This is a genomic window from Bradyrhizobium tropiciagri, from assembly GCF_001189845.1.
GTDB classification, from domain to species: Bacteria; Pseudomonadota; Alphaproteobacteria; order Rhizobiales; family Xanthobacteraceae; genus Bradyrhizobium; species Bradyrhizobium tropiciagri.
Map to the genome: position 1 here is coordinate 1 of NZ_LFLZ01000112.1, position 19,519 is coordinate 19,519.

Annotated in this window: 17 protein-coding genes and 1 pseudogene; 10 read left to right on the forward strand and 8 right to left on the reverse strand. The window is 65.2% G+C overall.

Features of this window, described 5'->3' with window-relative positions; genetic code table 11:
* Positions 1-189: 189 nt before the first annotated feature.
* Complete coding sequence (locus AKN84_RS41920) at positions 190-1,041, reverse strand: caspase family protein (protein ID WP_050426194.1); 852 nt, start codon at positions 1,039-1,041, stop codon at positions 190-192.
* Between the two features lie 359 nt (positions 1,042-1,400).
* On the opposite strand from AKN84_RS41920, the pseudogene AKN84_RS41925 reads away from it, so the two are divergent.
* From AKN84_RS41925 to AKN84_RS41960, 9 genes and pseudogenes are all read left to right on the forward strand, one after another.
* Positions 1,401-3,126: pseudogene (locus AKN84_RS41925) on the forward strand (hypothetical protein).
* A 403-nt stretch (positions 3,127-3,529) separates the two neighbouring features.
* Positions 3,530-4,255, forward strand: coding sequence for a thermonuclease family protein (locus AKN84_RS41930; RefSeq protein WP_128971653.1), 726 nt, complete (start codon positions 3,530-3,532; stop codon positions 4,253-4,255).
* An 82-nt stretch (positions 4,256-4,337) separates the two neighbouring features.
* Positions 4,338-5,168 (forward strand): LssY C-terminal domain-containing protein, encoded by an 831-nt coding sequence (locus AKN84_RS41935; protein WP_050426196.1) that lies wholly within the window; start codon positions 4,338-4,340, stop codon positions 5,166-5,168.
* Positions 5,169-5,300: 132 nt separating this feature from the next.
* Positions 5,301-6,485: a pyridoxal-phosphate-dependent aminotransferase family protein gene (locus tag AKN84_RS41940; protein WP_050426197.1), complete on the forward strand. Its 1,185-nt coding sequence runs from the start codon at positions 5,301-5,303 to the stop codon at positions 6,483-6,485.
* A 263-nt stretch (positions 6,486-6,748) separates the two neighbouring features.
* Positions 6,749-6,988, forward strand: coding sequence for an ATP-binding cassette domain-containing protein (locus tag AKN84_RS50195; RefSeq protein ID WP_283805589.1), 240 nt, complete (start codon positions 6,749-6,751; stop codon positions 6,986-6,988).
* The gene (locus tag AKN84_RS50200; RefSeq protein WP_283805588.1) at positions 6,979-7,800 is read left to right on the forward strand and encodes an ABC transporter ATP-binding protein; all 822 of its coding nucleotides are present in this window, start codon (positions 6,979-6,981) and stop codon (positions 7,798-7,800) included. The genes AKN84_RS50195 and AKN84_RS50200 overlap by 10 nt, the downstream gene beginning before the upstream one ends.
* Before the next feature lie 22 nt (positions 7,801-7,822).
* Positions 7,823-8,887 (forward strand): substrate-binding domain-containing protein, encoded by a 1,065-nt coding sequence (locus AKN84_RS41950; protein WP_050426198.1) that lies wholly within the window; start codon positions 7,823-7,825, stop codon positions 8,885-8,887.
* 237 nt (positions 8,888-9,124) lie between these two features.
* Positions 9,125-10,846, forward strand: a complete 1,722-nt coding sequence (locus AKN84_RS41955; RefSeq protein ID WP_050426199.1) for an ABC transporter permease — start codon at positions 9,125-9,127, stop codon at positions 10,844-10,846.
* A 189-nt stretch (positions 10,847-11,035) separates the two neighbouring features.
* A complete protein-coding gene (locus AKN84_RS41960) occupies positions 11,036-13,141 on the forward strand; it encodes a S9 family peptidase (RefSeq protein ID WP_050426200.1) in 2,106 nt (701 codons plus the stop codon).
* Between the two features lie 399 nt (positions 13,142-13,540).
* On the opposite strand, the gene AKN84_RS41965 is transcribed toward AKN84_RS41960, so the two are convergent.
* The 3 genes from AKN84_RS41965 to AKN84_RS41975 all read right to left on the reverse strand — a co-directional run bounded on the left by AKN84_RS41965 (position 13,541) and on the right by AKN84_RS41975 (position 17,040).
* Complete coding sequence (locus AKN84_RS41965; RefSeq protein ID WP_050426205.1) at positions 13,541-14,260, reverse strand: ribonuclease activity regulator RraA; 720 nt, start codon at positions 14,258-14,260, stop codon at positions 13,541-13,543.
* A 151-nt stretch (positions 14,261-14,411) separates the two neighbouring features.
* Entirely contained in the window at positions 14,412-16,151 is a 1,740-nt protein-coding gene (gene araD, locus AKN84_RS41970; RefSeq protein WP_050426206.1) for an L-arabinonate dehydratase, read from the reverse strand.
* A gap of 256 nt (positions 16,152-16,407) precedes the next feature.
* Positions 16,408-17,040, reverse strand: coding sequence for a response regulator transcription factor (locus AKN84_RS41975; RefSeq protein ID WP_050426207.1), 633 nt, complete (start codon positions 17,038-17,040; stop codon positions 16,408-16,410).
* 153 nt (positions 17,041-17,193) lie between these two features.
* On the opposite strand from AKN84_RS41975, the gene AKN84_RS41980 reads away from it, so the two are divergent.
* Entirely contained in the window at positions 17,194-17,502 is a 309-nt protein-coding gene (locus tag AKN84_RS41980; RefSeq protein WP_050426201.1) for a hypothetical protein, read from the forward strand.
* Between the two features lie 132 nt (positions 17,503-17,634).
* On the opposite strand, the gene AKN84_RS41985 is transcribed toward AKN84_RS41980, so the two are convergent.
* The 4 genes from AKN84_RS41985 to AKN84_RS42000 all read right to left on the reverse strand — a co-directional run.
* On the reverse strand, positions 17,635-17,952 hold the full coding sequence (locus AKN84_RS41985; protein ID WP_050426202.1) for a hypothetical protein: 318 nt from the start codon (positions 17,950-17,952) through the stop codon (positions 17,635-17,637).
* 3 nt (positions 17,953-17,955) lie between these two features.
* Positions 17,956-18,813: a CheR family methyltransferase gene (locus AKN84_RS41990; protein ID WP_050426203.1), complete on the reverse strand. Its 858-nt coding sequence runs from the start codon at positions 18,811-18,813 to the stop codon at positions 17,956-17,958.
* A 36-nt stretch (positions 18,814-18,849) separates the two neighbouring features.
* The gene (locus AKN84_RS41995; RefSeq protein ID WP_050426204.1) at positions 18,850-19,239 is read right to left on the reverse strand and encodes a response regulator; all 390 of its coding nucleotides are present in this window, start codon (positions 19,237-19,239) and stop codon (positions 18,850-18,852) included.
* 42 nt (positions 19,240-19,281) lie between these two features.
* On the reverse strand, positions 19,282-19,519 hold a 238-nt coding region (locus AKN84_RS42000; RefSeq protein WP_193399721.1), incomplete at its 5' end, for a chemotaxis protein CheW.

The following is a 19,519-nucleotide window of genomic DNA, read 5'->3' on the forward strand; positions in this document are numbered from 1 at the left end:
CCGCCGGTGCGTCCCTCACATCAGCTGCGATGTAGGCAATACGCAGTTAGGCGACGTGAGGTGAGCACGCCTGTCCGGCTCCCTCCCCCCTTGCGGGGGAGGGTTGGGGGAGAGGGGTTCTCTCCACACAGCGTGCTTGTGATTATAGGATGAATGCGCGGGGCTCACGCGCGCAGGACGCGCCCGGCCTCAGCCGCCGAGCTTGATGTCTTCCAGCAGCGAGGACGACACGCTCGGCACCTGCTCGCCTTCGCTGGCGCGGGAGATCGCGACGCGGGTCTTGTTGAAGGCGCTTTCGGCGCCGGCCTGGGCGTTGAGGTTGTTGATCAGCTCCGAGACCAAGACGCTGTTGGCGCCCTTGGAATCGTCGGCGACCTTGCCCGGCGTCGCCGAGCTCAGCACGATGGTGTTCTCGGGCGGGCTGATCGGCGCGAGGCCGTGCGAGAACGCGCGGAAGCGGCGCTCATAGGGATTGCGCCTGGAGGCATCGAGCACCACGAGCTTGGCCTTGGCGCCGCGCTCCTTCATCGCATCGAGCACGGACTCGACGCTGACGCCGGTGCGCTTGACGTCGGCTTCCTTCCAGATCGTGGCATCGACCGGGATCATGTAACTTTCACGACCCACCTGCACGCCGTAGCCGCCGAAGAACAGCATCACGACGGTGTCGGGGCGGATCTTGGCCTTCATGCGCTCGACCGCGCGGAACATGTCGTCCTTGGTCGCATCCTCGACCACGTCGACGTCAAAACCCTCGTGGCGCAGCGCTGAGGACAGCGTGCGGGCATCGTTGATCGGCTGGGCCAGCGGGGCCGCTGCGTCCGGGTAATGACCGTTGCCGATGATCAGTGCGAGACGGGAGGCGCCGGCCGGAATGCTGCCGGTCAGCCCGATGGCAACGGCCTTATCGCCGCCCTTGGCAACATCCGGTGTCCGCTTGTTGAGCGCGGCATGGGCGCCGATCGCCAGCGACACCGTGCCGGCCACCGCCACACAAACGGCGATGGTGCGACGGGAAAGTTGAAGCTGCCTAAGGTTCATGGCGTTCCTAATCCCAATCCTCTTCCCGATAACGCTCGAACGAAATCGCGCCGGGTAAACGCGTCAGTGGCCGTCAGGTTTAATGGGGTTGAGCTGTCTGTGCCGGTGAATTGAGCTCAATTTGCGGCGCCGCAACAAACACTCCCTTAGCCCGGACGCCGGCCGGGGCAACCCGGTTTGCCGCATGCTGCCGACCGGCACAGGCCATTGACGCCGTTAAAATCCCGTTACGTGATATCGATCACATTTGTGTTTTGTACGGATTCATGTAGCTTTCCAAAGGCTTGCGCGTTTGGGGGAGGACCGGGGGAAACACCGCCGGGGCGGCGGCGTTAACCGGTTCCTTGAGAAAGGGATTCATGAGCCTTCACGAGATCGCCGGGGGGGTGTGCCGGGCGCTGACCGTCAAAAAGGACGGCCCATCGCTTTACGACGTTTGCGACCCAGTATTGCAGGCCTATCGCGGCGGCGATCCTCATCTCGGAAAGTTCTACCGGACCGCGCTCGGCAATCCGCCGCTGCGCGCGCTGCTCCGCCGCACCGGCCTGCCGGCGCTGAAGGACCCCGACCGCCTCGCCGGCCTGCGCGCGGCGCTGACCGAGGCACGCGACGCCGAGGCGCCGGACTGGGCCGCGATCGGCGCCCCGGTCGCCGAGCTGATGGACGGCATCGGCGTGCGCCACCCGGCCCCGCCGGCCGCGACCACACCGGCGCGCCCGCCCGGGACCGCCGAGATCGACCGCGTGATCCGCAAGACCGGCGCGCATCTGCTCGGCTCGTTCGGCAAGAACGGCTTCATCCCGACCTATGCCGCCTTCAACCTGATCGGCGATGCCGACATCGGCGGGCGCGAGATGCTGATGGCGCTGACCGGGCTGAACGCGCGCGGCTACAAGAATTCGACCTTGTTGTTCAGCCTGGCCCGGATCTTCATCGCGCATTCGCCGGCGCGCGCGCTGATCGACCCGCCATGCGCGGCATCGCCGAGCCGATGTGGGAGCCGGTGCAGATCCGCCACCGCTCGGCCTATTACGACGCGTTCTTCACAGAGGCGCTGCTCGGCTTTGTCGAGACCGGGCTGGCGTCACCGGATGAGGCGGGCGCGGCGCGGCGCGCCATCGCCGACATGGTGGACTTCTGTCTCAAGACCAGCGCCGAGGAAGTGCCGTCGCATGACGGCTCCAATGTACGGGTGGTCACGGCGCTGGCGCCGGGGCGGCATCCGCGCTTCTCGCGGTTCTTCGCCCAGATCAAGCAGGACCTCGGCTTCGGCGTCTATGTGCCCGATTGCGACACCACCGCGTGTTCGTTCTCGGCCGCCACGCAAGCCGGCTCCGACGATCCGATCCTGCGCCAGCCGCTGCTCGACTTCTACCGCGGTTACCAGGTGCGCGCGGGCGCCAACGAGCCTGTTGTCACCGTGCCGCTCAACGACAACATCGACTATGAGGGCGGCGTCGTCACCTGGATCGACAATCTCGCCGGCGAGCGGCCGTATGGGAACGATCTCGACCCGACGCTGAACCTCGACATCCTCGAGGTCTCGTTCCGCAACCTCGCCCGCTGGCAGATCATCGAGACGCCGCAGCGGCTGGAGACGGTGCATCGCATCATCGCCTTCCAGAAGAGGCTGGTCGAAAGCGGCGCGTTCAAAAATTCGCGCTCGCACATCTACTATCTGCCCGAGCTGTATTCGGCCTATTTCGGCCGCTGCTATGCCGCCTTCATCGCGCTGCCGCTGGCGGCGCAGCGCGTGATCGATCCCGGCAACGTGTTCGCGCTGATCCGCGCCCGCGTGCTCGGCTATGTCCAGGGCGAGTTGATCACCCATGAGATGAACCCGTTCGACGCCGCACTGGCGCTGATGGCGCTGGCGCATCTCGGCGCCGAGGTCTCGACCTTCACGCCGGCGCTGCACTGCATCGTGCAGAGCCTCGGCGAGGGCGGCCGCAAGGGCCCCTACAAGGCCTATGAGTGGAACAAGATGAAGACGCGACGCGCATCCTGGTCGGCGGGCCCGAGGTGACGTCGGCGTTCGTGCTGATGGCCCTCGCGCTGGCGAGGAAGCGAATGGTGGTCGCGTAGGATGGGTGGAGCGCAGCGATACCCATCGATTTTATCCGCATGGTGAGATGATGGGTATCGCTTCGCTCCACCCATCCTACGGACTTCACCCTCCCCTGGAGGGGGAGGGTCGCATCGCGCGAAGCAAGATACGATGCGGGGCGGGGTGATCTCTCAACACGGGCACTACCCGAGTGGATAGACCGTCACCCCACCTCGGCTCGCATTGCGCGTCGCTTCATGCGAACCGATCCCAGAGCGAGCTTCGCTCGTCTCGACCCCTCCAGGGGAGGATGGCATCGCGGAGGGGGATGACGCGAAGTTGAAACTGGCGGAAACGCGACACCACTGGCACGGTTGCCCAATTGCCCGCACAATCCTTGGGCACTGACCGATAAACGCTAAACCTTGGCCGGGAATGCCGATGTTCAAGACGCTGTTCACTGCTGGCCTGCTGCTATCGCTGCCGACGCTGGCTGTCGCCGCCGACATCACCGGCGTGCCGAAGATCCGCGATGGCGACCAGCTGATGATCGGCAGCGTCAAGATCCGGCTCGGCGGCATCGACGCACCGTCGACCGACCAGCTCTGCCTCAACACCAAGGGTGAGCGCTGGACCTGCGGCGTCGCCGCGCGCGACGAGCTGATCAAGCATGCCGGCAACAAGAGCTGGACCTGCCACGCCCGCTCGGTCGATCGCCGCGGCCGCACCATCGCGCGCTGCGAGGTCGATGGCGAGGACATCCAGAAGTGGATGGTCGAGAACGGCTGGGCGCTGGCCTTCCCCCGCATCTCGCACGACTACGAACCGGACGAAAAAGCCGCGCGTGAGGCAAAAGCCGGGATGTGGCAGGGCGCGTTCATCGCGCCGTGGGACTGGCGCGTGCGCAACAAGAAGACCACCGTGCTCGGCGCCGTGAAGGTGCCGGAGAGTGCCCACTCGATTCTGCTCGCATCCGCCTCAGGCCCGGTGGCGCCTTCGCCCGACTGCACCATCAAGGGCAACGTCAATCGCTCCGGCGAATGCATCTTCCACCAACGTAGCAGCCGCTGGTACGCCAAGATCGAGATGAAGATCAGCAAGGGCACGCGCTGGTTCTGCTCGGTCGAGGAAGCCGAAGCCGCCGGCTGCCGCGAGACGCGGCGCTAACGTTTGATCGAATGAGATTGACGTGCAGCCGCATCGGCGATGCGCCCCCTCCCCCGCAAGCGGGAGAGGTAAGGAGAGCTTCGTGACCGATGTCGAGATCAACCCGCCTGCGGCGCGCCGACGCAACCGCCTGCGCTATCTGCAGCTGCTGCTGTTCGTGCTGGCCATCTACCTGATCGCGGCCTATCTGGTGCTGCCGGCGCTGTGGACGCATTACGAACACCAGAAAGGCCTCGCCAATTTGCCGATGGTGACCCGCACCGCGCAGGGCATTCCCGGCGACCCGATGAATGTCGGGCTGATCGGCGACACCAAGGACGTGGTCTGCGCGATGCACGAGGCCGGCTGGTTTCCGGCCGATCCGGTCACGCTGAAATCCTCGATCGAGATCGTCGGCTCCGTACTGCTCGATCGTCCCTACAAGGATGCGCCGGTGAGCAACCTGTTCTATCTCGGCCGCCGTGAAGACCTCGCCTTCGAGCGGCCGGTTGGAACGAGCGCGGATCGCCGCAACCATGTCCGGTTCTGGAAAGTGCTCGACCAGGGCCAGGAGAAGCGCCCGGTGTGGCTTGGCGCCGCGACGCTCGACCGCAGTGTCGGCGTCAGCCACTACACCGGCGCGGTGACCCATCACATTTCCCCCGACCTCGACGCCGAACGTGCGCTGCTTGCCACCGACCTCGAGTCCGCCGGCATGGTCACAGCGAAGTACCAGGTCACGGGCATCGGCCCGACCTTCGACGGGCACAATGGCGGCGGCGACCTCTATTACACCGACGGCGAAATCTGGGTGCTGCGGCTGGTCGAAGCCTGCAGCAAGAACCATGGCGCGGTCGCACAGATCCCGAGCCCCGCTGCGACCGAGTTCAAGGACCAGATCTGGCGCGCGGTGGTCGAATCGATTGGCAAATAGGGGAGTGCCCCGCGCTTTTGGAAACGCTGGATTGCTTCGACCTGCTCGCAATCCGTGCTGCGATGGAATATTCTCTCCCCTTGACCCCTCACACGCATGATTTGCGTTGCTTTACCCAAAAGGAACAGGACGATGACCGTTCGCGCGGGCCGGGAATTTCTGGCCATCCCCGGGCCCACCACGATGCCTGATCAGGTGCTGCAGGCGATGCACCGCCCGGCGCTCGACATCTACTCCAGCGAGATGGTCGAGCTGACCGAAAGCCTGCTGCGCGATCTCTCGAACCTGTTCGCCACCGCGGGCAAATCCTACATCTACATCTCCAACGGCCATGGCGCCTGGGAGGCGACGCTCTCCAACGTGCTGTCGCGCGGCGACAAGGTGCTGGTGCTGGAAAGCGGCCGCTTCGCGATCGGCTGGGGCATGGCCGCCGCCGCGATGGGCGCCGATGTCGAGGTGCTGAAAGGCGACTGGCGTCGCGCGATCCGACCGGCCGAGGTCGAGGAGCGGCTGCGGCGCGACAAGGAACACAAGATCAAAGCGATCCTAGTGGTGCAGGTCGACACCGCATCGGGCGCCTACAACGACATCGAGGCGATCGGCAAGGCGATCAAGGCAGCCGGCCACCCCGCGCTGTTCATGGTCGACACCGTCGCCTCGCTCGGCTGCATGCCGTTCGAGATGGACAAATGGTATGTCGACGTCGCAATGAGCGGCTCGCAGAAGGGCCTGATGACGCCGCCCGGCCTCGGCTTCGTCGCCGCCAGTGATCGCGCCTGGGACGCCCACAAGAAGGCCGATCTGCGCACGCCCTATTGGGACTGGACCGAGCGCGAAGGCAGCGAGCACTACCGCAAATATGCCGGCACCGCGCCGGTGCATCTGCTGTTCGCGCTGCGCGAGGCGATCAACATGCTGCACGCCGAAGGGCTGGCGAACGCCTTCGAGCGGCATCGCCTGCTCGGCGAGGCGGTGCGGCGCGCGGTTGCGGTCTGGGGCGAGGGCCAGGTGCTCGGCTTCAACATCGCCGAGCCCAATGAGCGCTCCAACACGGTGACGACCGTGACCGTGAAGGGCGCCGATCCCGCCGCTATCCAGCGCTACGCCAAGGAGAAATGCGGCGTCGTGCTCGGCACCGGCATCGGCGATCTGCAGGGCCAAGCCTTCCGCATCGCGCATATGGGCCACGTCAACGCGCCGATGATTCTCGGCACTCTCGGCGTCATCGAGGTCGCGCTGACAGCCCTGAATATCCCCCACGGCAAAGCCGGCGCCGACGCCGCCATCCAGTGGCTCGGCGAGAACGTGAAGGCGTAGAGCTTCGCTCTCCTCGTCATTGCGAGCGAAGCGAAGCAATCCATGGTTCCGTGCAAGTGGAGCGATGGATTGCTTCGTCGCTATCGCTCCTCGCAATGACGGCTGTGCGATTGCTCATTTTTTGGGATGACGGAGCTAGGACCAGCCACGACTTATTGAGAAGGCACCGCCACTTTTCGCCGTCATCGTTTTCCGCTTTACTGCCGGCAACAGCCGGGCACTGATCCCTGCGAACAACAAAATGGAGGGATCGCTTGGCATCGGTGGAATTGCGCGGGCTGGTCAAGCGGTTTGGATCGTTTGTCGCGGTTGACGATGTCTCGCTCACGATCGATCACGGCCAGCTGGTCTGCCTGCTCGGGCCGTCCGGCTGCGGCAAGACCACGACGCTGCGGCTGATCGCAGGCTTCCTCGAACCATCCGACGGCGAGATCCGCGTCGCGACCGCGTGGTGTCGTCGAAGGCACGCACGCTGCCGCCCGAGCAGCGCAACATGTCAATGATCTTCCAGAGCTACGCGCTGTGGCCGCACATGACGGTGGCGGAGAACATCGTCTACGGGCTGCGCCTGCGCAAAATGGACCGCGACAGCATCGCGAAAAAGCTCGCCGCGATCCTGGCGACCACCAAGCTGGAACCGCTGGCGCAACGCTATCCCGGCGAGCTGTCCGGCGGCCAGCAGCAACGCGTCGCGCTGGCGCGGGCGCTGATCGTCGGCCCCGAGACGCTGCTGCTCGACGAGCCGCTGTCCAATCTCGATGCCAATCTGCGCGAGGAGATGCGGTTCGAGATCCGCCGCCTGCATGACGAATATCGCTACACCACGGTCTACGTCACTCACGACCAGTCCGAGGCGATGACGACCGCCGACCTGATCGCGGTGATGAACGCCGGCAAGATCGACCAGCTCGGCAGCCCTGAGGACATCTACGCGCGACCGGAATCCGAATTCGTCGCGCGCTTCATTGGTGCGGCGAATGTGATCAAGGGCACCGCGCGCGACGCCACCCATGTCGAGTTCGCCGGCGCGACGCTCGCGGTGGTCGGCGCCAGGCTCACCGCCGGTCAGAGCGCGCCGGTCGCGATCCGCCAGCATGAGATCCTGCTCTCGACGCAACCGCCCGCAGCCACGCCAAACACGCTCAAGGCCGTCGTGACGCGGCAGGTCTATCTCGGCATGAACCGCGACTACATGGTTGAAACCGCTGACGGCGCCTCGCTGCGGGTGACCACGCCGACCGAAACCGCGGTCGAGAAGGGCAGCGAGGTCTGGCTGACACTGCCGCCCGAGCGCTGCCGGGCGCTCGGCCGATAACAACAAGAAGCGGAGGGACGCGATGCGGAACAAGATTTCCAGACGCGATGTCCTGAAAGCCTCGGCGGCGCTTGCGGCCGGCACGGTGTTCGCGTCGCCCGCACGCGCCGCAGCGCCCGAGCCGGTCGCGATCACGTCCGACTTGGTCGCGGCCGCGACCAAGGAAGGCAAGCTGGTGTTCTATTCGTCGATGGACCTGCCGGTCGGCGAAAAGCTCGGCAAGGCATTCGAGGCGGCCTATCCAGGGATCACGGTGCAGATCGAGCGCTCCGGTTCCGAGCGACTGTTCCAGCGCGTGGCGCAGGAGTTCGATTCCAACATCCATACCGCCGACGTCGTCAACAGCGCCGATGCCTCCCACTTCATTCGCTGGAAGAAGAGCGGCTGGCTGATGCCGTTCGTGCCCGACGACGTCGCGAAGCATTTTCCCGACAATTACCGCGACCCCGACGGCATGGCCGTGACGACGCGGCTGTGGCTGTCGTCGATCGCCTACAACACCAATTTGGTGAAAGCCGAGGATGCGCCGAAGAGCTTTGCCGACCTGCTCGATCCGAAGTGGATGGGCAAGATGGTGAAGGGCCATCCGGCCTATAGCGGCACCATCATGACCACCACGTTCCAGATCGTCCGCGAGCTCGGCTGGCCGTATCTGGAGAAACTCTCCAAGCAGCGCGTGATGCAGGTGCAGTCCTCGACCGATCCGCCGAAGAAGCTCGCGCTCGGCGAGCGCGCTGTGATGGCCGACGGCAATGAATACGGCATCGTGCTGCTCAAGGAAGCCGGCCAGCCGGTCGAGCCGGTCTATCCGACCGAGGGCACGCCGACGATCTCGGGTCCGACCGGAATCTTCGCCACAGCGCCGCATCCGAACGGCGCAAAGCTGTTCCAGGCTTGGCTGCATACCCGAAAGACCCAGCAATTCTTCGTCGACTTCACCGGCCAACATTCGGTTCACGCGCAGGTGCAGCCGAAGGCCGGCCGGCGCAAGCTCTCCGACATCAAGCTGATGAAGGAGGATCCGGCGAGCGTCGAGGCGATGACCGAGGAGATCAAGACACGCTACGCGCGGCTGTTTCGGGTGTGAGGATGCGACGCGACGCCACCATACCCACCGACGTCATTCCGGGGCGCGCCATCCGAACTCGGGTTTACCCGAGTTCGGCAGATTTTAGTGTCCAAGTCGGCAGCAGCGACTTGGATGGCGCGAGCCCGGAATCCATCGGGTCGCATTCGCTGTGGTGAAATGGATTCCGGGCTCATCGCTTCGCGATGCCCCAGGTGCGCAATTGCGCACCGGGAATGACGAGGGGAGATATCTCGCATGACCGTCACAACCACCACCTCCCCCACCCCTCGCCCCCGCATCGACTGGACACGCCCGGTGCTGTGGCTGTTCGCGGCCGTGCTCTTCCTGCTGATCCTGCTGCCGCTGTCGTGGCTCGCGGTATTCGCCTTCACCGACAAGAACCGCCATCCGACGCTTGCCAACTTCGTCACGCTGTTCAGCAATCCCGATTTCCTCGATCCGCTGCTGACGACCGCGATCATCGCGACCACGTCGGCGCTGATCTGCTGCATCGTCGCGGCGCCGATCAGCTGGCTGGTGTCGCGCACGGATATGCCGGGCCGGCAGACCATCCGCGCGCTGGTGACGGCCTCGTTCGTGACGCCGCCGTTCCTCGGCGCGGTCGCCTGGGAATTGCTGGCGGCGCCGAATTCGGGGCTGCTCAACCAGCTCTACCGGCTGTTCGCCGGCGAGGATGCGGACGCGCTGTTCAACATCTATTCGATGACCGGGATCATCTTCGTGATCTCCTGCTACACGTTCCCGTTCGTGTTCGTGCTGGTGGCCAATGCGCTCGACACCATGCCGGGCGAGCTCGAAGACGCCTCGGCGATCCTCGGCGGCAATGCCTGGACCACCGCGCGGCGGGTGACGATCCCGCTCGCGCTGCCGGCGCTGGTCGCAGGCGCGCTGATCGCCTTCCTGCAGGCGATGACGCTGTTCGGCTCGCCGGCGATCCTGGCGCTGCCGGCCGGCTTCCACACCATGACGACAAAGATCTGGAGCCTGTTCCAGTATCCGCCGAAGCTCGAGCTCGCGGCGGCCGCCGCCGTGCCGCTGCTGGTGCTGACCATCCTGCTGCTGCAGGGACAGAAGGCGCTGCTCGGGCGCCGCGGCTATTCGGTGATCGGCGGCAAATACGGCGCGCCGCGCCGGGTCGAGTTGCGCGGCTGGCGCTGGGCCGCGCTCGGCTTCTGCTTTCTGGTGCTGCTCAATCCCGTCTTCCTGCCTTACCTCGCGCTGCTCAACGCGGCGTTCTCGCCCAACGCCACCACGCTGGTGACGCCATCGACGGCTACCTTGCACAACATCGTCTTCGTTTTCACCGAGCTGTCGTCGACGCAACTTGCGTTGAAGAACACCGTGATCCTGGGCACCGCGACCGCGACGATCGGCACCGTCCTTGCGCTCGTCATCGCCTATGTCACGACCCGCAAGGTGATCGCGGGCCACCGCGCGCTCGGCTTCCTTGCTACCGCGCCGGTCGCCGTGCCCGGCATCGTGCTCGGCGTCGGCCTGTTCCTGAGCTACACGCGGCCGCCCTTCGTTTTGTACGGCACGCTGTGGATCCTGCTGCTGGCGTTCCTCACCATCAACTTGCCCTCCGCCTACCAGCAATTGCAGGCGGCGTTCGCGACCATTCATCCCGAGCTCGAGGAAGCGAGCCGCATCCTCGGCGCGACGCGATTGCAGGCGCTGCGCCAGATCACCGCGCCGTTGCTGCGCACCGGCGTGATCGCGACCTGGTGCTTCATCTTCATCGGCGTGATGCGGGAACTGTCGGCCGCGATCGTGCTGTTCACCTCGCAGACCAAGGTGCTGTCGGTCCTGATCTATGATCTCAACGAAGGCGGCGACCTCGCCGCGATCGCGGTGCTCGGCATCGCGATGCTGGTGATCACCTTCGCTGTGGTGCTGGCGGTGAATCAGATCCCGATCTCCGGCGGCAACGCGGGCGCGAAGCTGCGGAACGGGTAGCGTCCCTCCCTCTGCGTCATTGCGAAGAGCGAAGCGACGAAGCAATCCACGCCTCAGCAAGCGGGGAGATGGATTGCTTCGCTCCGCTCGCAATGACGGGGATAGATCGGGCTCTCAACCATCCCGCCCCATCTGGCAATCGCCACATTCATCCCGATATAAAGCGGAACCCCGCACCATGAGGATCGTGTGACCCAATCCACCAAGACATCGCCCCCTGTCGCGCCGCGCCGGCCGCATTCCTTCGCCACCCACGGCATCACGGTGACCGACGACTATGCCTGGATCAAGGATCCGAAATGGCAGGAGGTGCTGCGCGATCCCTCGATCCTCGATCCTGATATCCGGAGCTATCTCGAGGCCGAGAACGGCTACACCGAGAGCCTGCTTGGCCATACCGACGGCCTGCAGAAGCGGCTGGTCAAGGAGATGCGCGGCCGGATCAAGGAGGATGATTCCAGCGTGCCGTCGCCGGACGGCCCGTTCGCCTATTTCCGCAAGTTCCGCGAGGGCGGCCAGCACGAGCTGTTCGCGCGCACGCCGCGCGACGGCGGCGAGGCGCATGTCGTGCTCGACGGCGACGCACTGGCGAAGGACCACAAATATTTCAAGTTCGGCGGCAGCCGGCACTCCAACGATCACAAGCTCCATGCCTGGAGCGCCGACACCAAGGGCTCGGAGTATTTCTCGATCCGGGTGCGCGACTGGGCAACCGGCGGCGATCTCGAGGACCTTGTCGAGGAGACCGACGGCGGCGTGGTCTGGGCCGCGGATTCGAAGAGCTTCTTCTACGTCAAGCTCGACGACAACCACCGCCCGATGCAGGTGTGGCGGCACAGGCTCGGCACCAAGCAGGCCGACGACATCCTGATCTACGAGGAGCAGGATTCCGGCTGGTTCACCCATCTGCACGAGAGCGCGAGCGGCCGCTTCTGCGTGATCGCCGGTGGCGACCACGAGACATCGGAGCAGCGACTGATCGATCTTGCCAATCCGGACGCGCCGCCGCGCCTGGTCGCAGCACGCGAGGAAGGCGTGCAATATTCGATCGCGGACCGCGGCGACGAGCTGTTCGTCCTGACCAATGCCGACGACGCCATCGACTTCAAGGTCGTCACCGCGCCGCTTGCCTCGCCCGAGCGCGCCAACTGGCGCGACCTGATCCCGTATCGCGAGGGCGTCTATGTGCTCGACGTCGAGCTCTATGCCGGCCATATGGTGCGGCTGGAGCGCGCCAACGCGCTGCCGGCGATCATCATCCGCGATCTCAAGAGCGGCGAAGAGCACGCGATCGCGTTCGACGAGGCGGCCTATTCGCTCGACACCATGGGCGGCTACGAGTTCGACACCACCAATCTGCGGTTCGCCTACTCGTCGATGACGACGCCGTCGGAGGTCTATGACTACGACATGGCGACGCGGGCACGCGTGCTCCGCAAGCGCCAGGAGATCCCGTCCGGCCACAACCCGGCCGACTACGTCACCACGCGCATCATGGCGACCTCGCATGACGGCGCGCTTGTGCCAGTCTCGATCCTGCATCGCAAGGATTTCGTGCGCGACGGCAAGGCGCCGCTGCTGCTCTATGGCTACGGCTCCTACGGCATGGCGATGCCGGCGTCGTTTGCGGCGAACCGGCTGTCGCTGGTCGATCGCGGCTTCGTCTACGCGATCGCGCATATCCGCGGCGGCGCCGACAAGGGCTGGGGCTGGTATCTCGACGGCAAGCGCGAGAAGAAGACCAACACGTTCGACGATTTCGCCGCCGCCGGCCGCGCGCTGATCGAGGCGAAATACACGGGTGAGAAACGCATCGTCGGCCATGGCGGCTCGGCGGGCGGCATGCTGATGGGCGCGGTTGCCAACCGTGCCGGCGAGCTGTTCGCCGGCATCGTCGCCGAGGTGCCGTTCGTCGACGTGCTCAACACCATGCTCGACGACACGCTGCCGCTGACGCCGCCGGAATGGCCGGAATGGGGCAACCCGATCGAGAGCGAGAAGGACTTCCGCACCATCCTGTCCTATTCGCCCTACGACAATGTCGCGGCGAAGGACTATCCGGCGATCCTCGCGATGGGCGGGCTCACCGATCCGCGCGTCACCTATTGGGAGCCGGCGAAGTGGATCGCACGGCTGCGCGCCACGATGCGCGGCGGCGGCCCGGTGCTGCTGCGCACCAACATGGGCGCCGGCCACGGCGGCGCCTCCGGCCGCTTCAACCGGTTGGATGAAGTCGCGATCGTCTATGCGTTCGCACTGTGGGCTGTGGGGATGGCGGAGAAGGCGGAGGTGTGACTTCTCCCTCGCCCCGTTCTTACGGGGAGAGGGTTGGGGTGAGGGGCTGCTACCGCGAGCTGTGATTGCTGTGAGACCTGTACCCCCTCACCCGGATCGCATCTGCGATGCGATCCGACCTCTCCCCGCAAGCGGGGCGAGGTAAGTAAGAGCCCGGATTACGCTTCGCTCTATCCGGGCTACGGCGCTCGGCAAGCTCGCGCACTACCTCCCCATCGTCGTCCTGGCGAAAGCCAGGACCCATACCGCGTGATCCATCGAGCGGGGAAGTCGCAGTACCACGGCACTACTAGTCTTCGCCAAACTCCGCCCTGTGGTTATGGGTCCCGGCCTTCGCCGGGACGACGGCGGAGTGCGTGGCAATCGCTCGTCAAAAACGACGGAGAATGCGTGGTGCTGCTACCTTCCCTTCGCCTTCCGCCAGGCCGCGAAATCCTTCAACGTCTGCTCATCCGTTGCGGGATAGAGACCAAAAATGCCGCGGCCGTTCTGGACCTGCTCGGTGACGAAATCCTCGAACGCCGTCATCTCGAAAGTCTCGTTGGCGATCTCGTCGGCGAGATGGGCGGGAATCACGATGACGCCGTCGCTGTCGCCGAGGATCACATCGCCGGGAAACACCGGCGCGTCGCCGCAGCCGATCGGAACGTTGATCTCGATCGCCTGATGCAGCGTCAGGTTGGTCGGCGCGCTCGGGCGGTGATGAAACGCCGGGAAGCCGAGCCGGGCGATCTCGGCCGAATCGCGGAAACCGCCATCGGTGACGACGCCGGCGCAGCCGCGCTTCATCAGCCGCGTCACCAGGATCGCACCGGCGGAGGCCGCACGCGCATCCTTGCGGCTGTCCATGACGAGCACCGCGCCCGGCGGGCAGTCCTCGATCGCCTTGCGCTGCGGATGCGCGCGATCGCGAAACACCTCGATCGTGTTGAGGTCCTCGCGCGCCGGCATGTAGCGCAGCGTGAAGGCTTCGCCGACCATGGTCGGTTGATCCGGGCCCAGGGGATGCACATCCTGGATCATCTGGATGCGCAAGCCGCGCTTGAACAGCGCGGTGGCGACGGTGGCGGTGGAGACGGATTTCAGCTTGTTGCGGGTAGAGTCGCTGAGTTTTGACATGGCCTGCTCGCTCTCTCCATTCGTCATTCCGGGATGCGCCGAAGGCGCAGGCCCGGAATCCATTTCACCGCAGCGCATGCGGCCCGATGGATTCCGGGCTCGCGCTTCGCGCGCGCCCAGGTGCGCAATTGCGCACCCGGAATGACAGGGACTAATAAATCGACGGCTCTCCCACCGGCTGGCCGAACCCGGTCTCGAGGAAATCGAAGTCGCAGCCCTCATTGGCCTGCTTGATGTGTTTCGAGAACATCCAGCCATAGCCGCGCTCGAAGCGCTTTTCGGGCGGCTTCCACGCTGCGCGGCGCGCGGCGAGCTCCGCCTCCGGCACATCGAGATTGATGGTGCGAGCGGCGACGTCGAGCGTGATGCGGTCGCCGTTCATCACCAGCGCCAGCGGGCCGCCGATAAAGGATTCCGGCGAGACGTGCAGGATGCAGGCGCCGTAGCTGGTGCCGCTCATGCGCGCGTCCGACAGCCGCACCATGTCGCGCACGCCCTGCTTCACCAGCTTGGTCGGGATCGGCAGCATGCCCCATTCCGGCATGCCCGGCCCACCCTGCGGGCCGGCATTGCGCAGGATCAAGACGTGATCGGCCGTGACATCGAGATCGGGGTCGTCGACCGCCTTCTTCATCGACGGATAGTCGTCGAACACCAGCGCAGGTCCAGTGTGCTTCAGGAAGCGCGGATCGCAGGCACTCGGCTTGATCACGCAGCCGTCGGGCGCGAGATTGCCCTTCAGCACCGCGAGCGCGCCCTCCTTGTAGATCGGATTGTCGACGGTGCGAATGACGTCGTCATTGTGGACTTCGGCGCCCGCGATGTTCTCGCCGAGCGTCTTGCCTGACACGGTCATGCAGTCGAGATGCAGGTGCTGCTTGATCCGGTTCATCAGGCCAGGCAGCCCGCCGGCGTAGAAGAAATCCTCCATCAGATAGACGTCGCCGCTCGGCCGCACATTGGCGATCACAGGCACCTTGCGGCTCGCGGTCTCGAAATCATCGAGCGAAATGTCCTGGCCGGCGCGACGCGCCTGCGCAATGAGGTGAATGATGGCGTTGGTCGAGCAGCCCATCGCCATCGCGACCGTGATCGCGTTCTCGAAGGCCTTGCGGCTCTGGATCTTCTGCGGTGTCAGATCCTCCCACACCATCTCGACGATGCGGCGGCCGGCCTCCGAGCTCATCCGGATGTGGTTGGCATCGGCCGCGGGGATCGACGAGGCGCCCGGCAAGGTCATGCCGATGGCTTCGGCGATCGCGGTCATGGTCGAGGCCGTGCCCATGGTCATGCAGGTGCCATAGCTGCGGGCGATGCCGGCCTCCATGTCGACCCAGTCCTTGTCGGAAATCTTGCCGGCGCGGCGCTCGTCCCAGTATTTCCAGGCATCGGAGCCGGAGCCGAGCGTCCTGCCCTTCCAGTTGCCGCGCAGCATCGGCCCGGCCGGCAGATAGATCGCCGGCAGGTTCATGCTGGTGGCCCCGAGCAGCAGGGCGGGCGTGGTCTTGTCGCAGCCGCCCATCAGCACCACGCCGTCGACCGGATGGCCGCGCAGCAGCTCCTCGGCATCCATCGCCAGCATGTTGCGGTAAAGCATTGTGGTCGGCTTCAAGAGCGATTCCGACAGCGACAGCGCCGGCAGCTCCAGCGGAAAGCCGCCGGCCATCAGCACGCCGCGTTTGACGTCATCGACCCGGCTCTTGAAGTGCATGTGGCAAGGCTGCGCATCCGACCAGGTGTTGATGATCGCGATGACAGGCCGGTCGCGCCATTCCTCCGGCGCGTAACCCATCTGCATCGCACGCGAACGATGGCCGAAGGCGCGCAAATCGTCGGGCGCAAACCAGCGCGCGCTGCGCAATTGTTCCGGGGTTTTGTTCTTCTTGGTCATCTTGGATGCGCCATATGTCTCGAGATTGCTCGCACGCGCGCGCTCCCGCCGCGCATGCCCTGCGCCACGCATATACAGGAATTCCGGACGTGTCGTCCCGCGCGCGGTGCAGACGTGCCGTTCGCCGCTCGCACCTGTTTTGCAAATAGGTCTTGTTTTGCAAATAGGTCTTGGCCCGCACCACGCGCTGAGCGTGCAGCGCACAAACTCCGCCATGTGGAAGACGGAGCGTGAACCAGCCTTGGCCGACCTTGGCTTACTTTTGCTGCGCCGTCATCACGATGCGGACCAGATCGGCGGCATTGCGCGCGCCGAGCTTCTTCATGATGTTGGCGCGGTGGTCCTCGATCGTGCGCGGGCTGATCCCGAGGTGACGCCCGGCCTCCTTGTTGGAGGCACCCGCGGTGAATTGCTCGAGCACCTCGCGTTCGCGGCGGGTCAGCGGCTCGCGGCCCGGGAAGTGCAGCGACGCGATGCGCGACGCCGAGGTCTCGGCCTGGCGCCTGGTATAGGCGTCGATCGCCTCATTCAGGCGGCTGACGATCTCGTTGCCGCGGAACGGCTTCTCGATGAAGTCGAGCGCCCCGTTCTTGATGGCGCTGACCGCCATCTGAATGTCGCCCTGGCCGGAAATCATGAAGATCGGCGCCGGGTAGTCCTCGCCGTGGAGCTCCCGCAGGATATCGAGGCCGGATTTGCCGGGAATGTGTACGTCGAGCAGGATGCAGGCCGGCGTCCTGCTGCGCGCCACCGCGAGCAGCGCGGCGCCGTCCGCAAAGCAGATCACCTTGTAACCGGCGGTCGAAAGGACCACGGAAAGCGTCTCGCGAACGGCGGGTTCGTCGTCGACTACGAAGATTTCCCCGCGAGGAGCGCCATTCTCAACCATATGCATCGTCCATCAGTGGTGAAGCGTGCTACCCAGACTGCACAAGAACCAGTTCGACCATCTCGATCAATGGACCCGTATTTGTACGGGACGTCCGCTTAACGCACAAGTAGCACCGCGTTCCCTAAAAGTGGGGGCAGTGGAGAAACATGCATGGAAAATGCAGCGGCGGATGGCGTTGCGGTGTGCTTGGACGAGGGCAACGATCCCTACAGCCTGATCGTGACAGACCTGGTCGCGCTGATCGGCCATGTCCAGGCGAGCCTGCGGCTGATCGAGGCGGCGATCGCGCGTGAGGCATTGCTGGCGGAGCAGGACGCCGCCGCCGACATCTTCGTGCTCGACGACGTCACCCCACGCTACGCTGTCGCGTCCACGACCCTGAAGGCCTGCGACGCCAACCTCGGCATGGCGCTCGATCGGCTGCGCGATTCAGAGGCACCGGCGAGCTTGCTGAACTGACCGGCCGGACCGGCCACCGCCGGGATCGTCAGCGCGGATTGTCCTGGCGACGCCCAACCCTCGAGGCGACGATCCGTTCCAATTCCTGATTTCCAGCAAGTACGGCCCGCCCAGCCGGGTCGGTCTTTGGCATCAGGCCCTGGCCCGCTCTTCGTCGGCGGCCGAGCGCCGCTTGCTCGGCTTGCCCTTGAGGAAGCTGATGTCCATTTCGGTGCCGTTGACGCGGACCAGTTCGCAGCGGCGGTAGGCGAGCCCGGTCGAGGACAGCAGCAGGAAGAACTCCTTCAGGTTGAGCCCCTGAATGGAACCCTCGACCGTCAGCGACGCGTCGTTGTCGGAGATGGCATTGAGCTGGCAGTCGCGCCGCCAGGTGCCGTCGATGGCCATGATGCAGACATCGACGCCCCGGCTGAACGTGACACGCTCGATGGATTTGCCGTCCTCCGTCATCGCTCAGTATCCGACCGCCATGGCAGGCCGCGGCATCGCCAGCGCCGCCCGCACCCCGCTCGGCCGGTACAGGCCACGCCGCTCGGGAAGCGGCTTGAACGTGTCGGTCAGGCCGACCACGGTCTCGGCGGCGCCGAGCACCAGGAAGCCGTCGGCCTCCATCAACCGGGCGAGACGGTTGAAGATGTTAATCTTGGTGTCCTGATCGAAATAGATCAGCACGTTGCGGCAGAACACCACGTCGAACGCACCGAGCTGAGAGAAATCGTGCAGCAGATTGAGCTGACGGTGCTGCACCATCGCGCGCAACTCGGGATTGATCTGCCAGAACTCACCCGACTGCTTGAAATACTTCACCAGCATCTGGATCGGCAGCCCGCGCTGCACCTCGAACTGGCTGTAGATGCCGGCCTTCGACTTCTCCAGCACCTCCTGCGACAGATCGGTCGCGACGATCTCGACCCGCCATCCCGCCAGCGCCGCGCCCATCTCCTTGAGGCACATCGCCAGCGAATAGGGCTCCTGGCCGGTCGAGCCTGCGGCGCACCAGATCCGGACGCTGCGGCGCGCGGCCCGCGCCTTCAGGACCTCGGGCATGATGGTGTCGCGGAAATGGTCGAACGGCACCTTGTCGCGGAAGAAGAACGTTTCGTTGGTGGTCATGGCCTCGACCACCTGGACGGTGTGCGTCGACGAGCCGGCCTTGATCTTGGCGATCAGGTCGGGAATGCCGGACAAGCCGCATTTGCGCGCCAGCGGCAGCAGCCGACTCTCGATCAGATATTGCTTGTCCACGGACAGATCGAGACCGGAATGGTCCTTCAGGAGTTTACGCAGATACTCGTAGTCGGGGGGCGTCACGGGAGCCTCGCAAGGACGAAAGGGTGAAACTGGGTGTCAGGCTTCGGCCGGCGTATCGAGCGCCAGCAGGCCGACTTCCTGGAATTTCGCGATCACGATGTCCTTGTCGAACGGCTTCATGATGTATTCGTTGGCGCCGGCATGCAGCGCCCGCGAGATGTGGTCGATGCCGTTCTCGGTGGTGCAGAACACCACTTTCGGCACGTCGCCGCCCGGCATGCGGCGGAGTTGCACGAGGAATTCGAAGCCGTCCATCACGGGCATGTTCCAGTCGAGCAGCACCGCGTCCGGCAGCGCCCGCTTGCAGGCCTCGAGCGCGACCGCGCCGTCCTCGGCTTCGATGACGGTGAATTCCATTCCTTCGAGGATGCGGCGCGCGATCTTTCGCACCACTCCGGAATCGTCGACGACAAGACATGTCTTCATGTGTTGGCCTCCTTGTAGATCCGCCGTCTCCGCGGCGGAGCGTTACGCTGCAGCAGCTGTTCTGGGCACCAGTTCGAGCACGCGATCGACATCGAGGACGACCATGAGCTGGCCGTCGAGGCGGTGGACGCCGCCGGCGAGCTTGGCCATGCGGGGATCGAGGTTGACCGGGTTGTCCTCGCGGCTGTCGTCGGGCAGCCGCAGCACCTCGCCGATCTGGTCGATCAGGAGGCCATAGGATTCACCGCGCTGGTCGACCCCGACCGCCATCGGCAGCTTG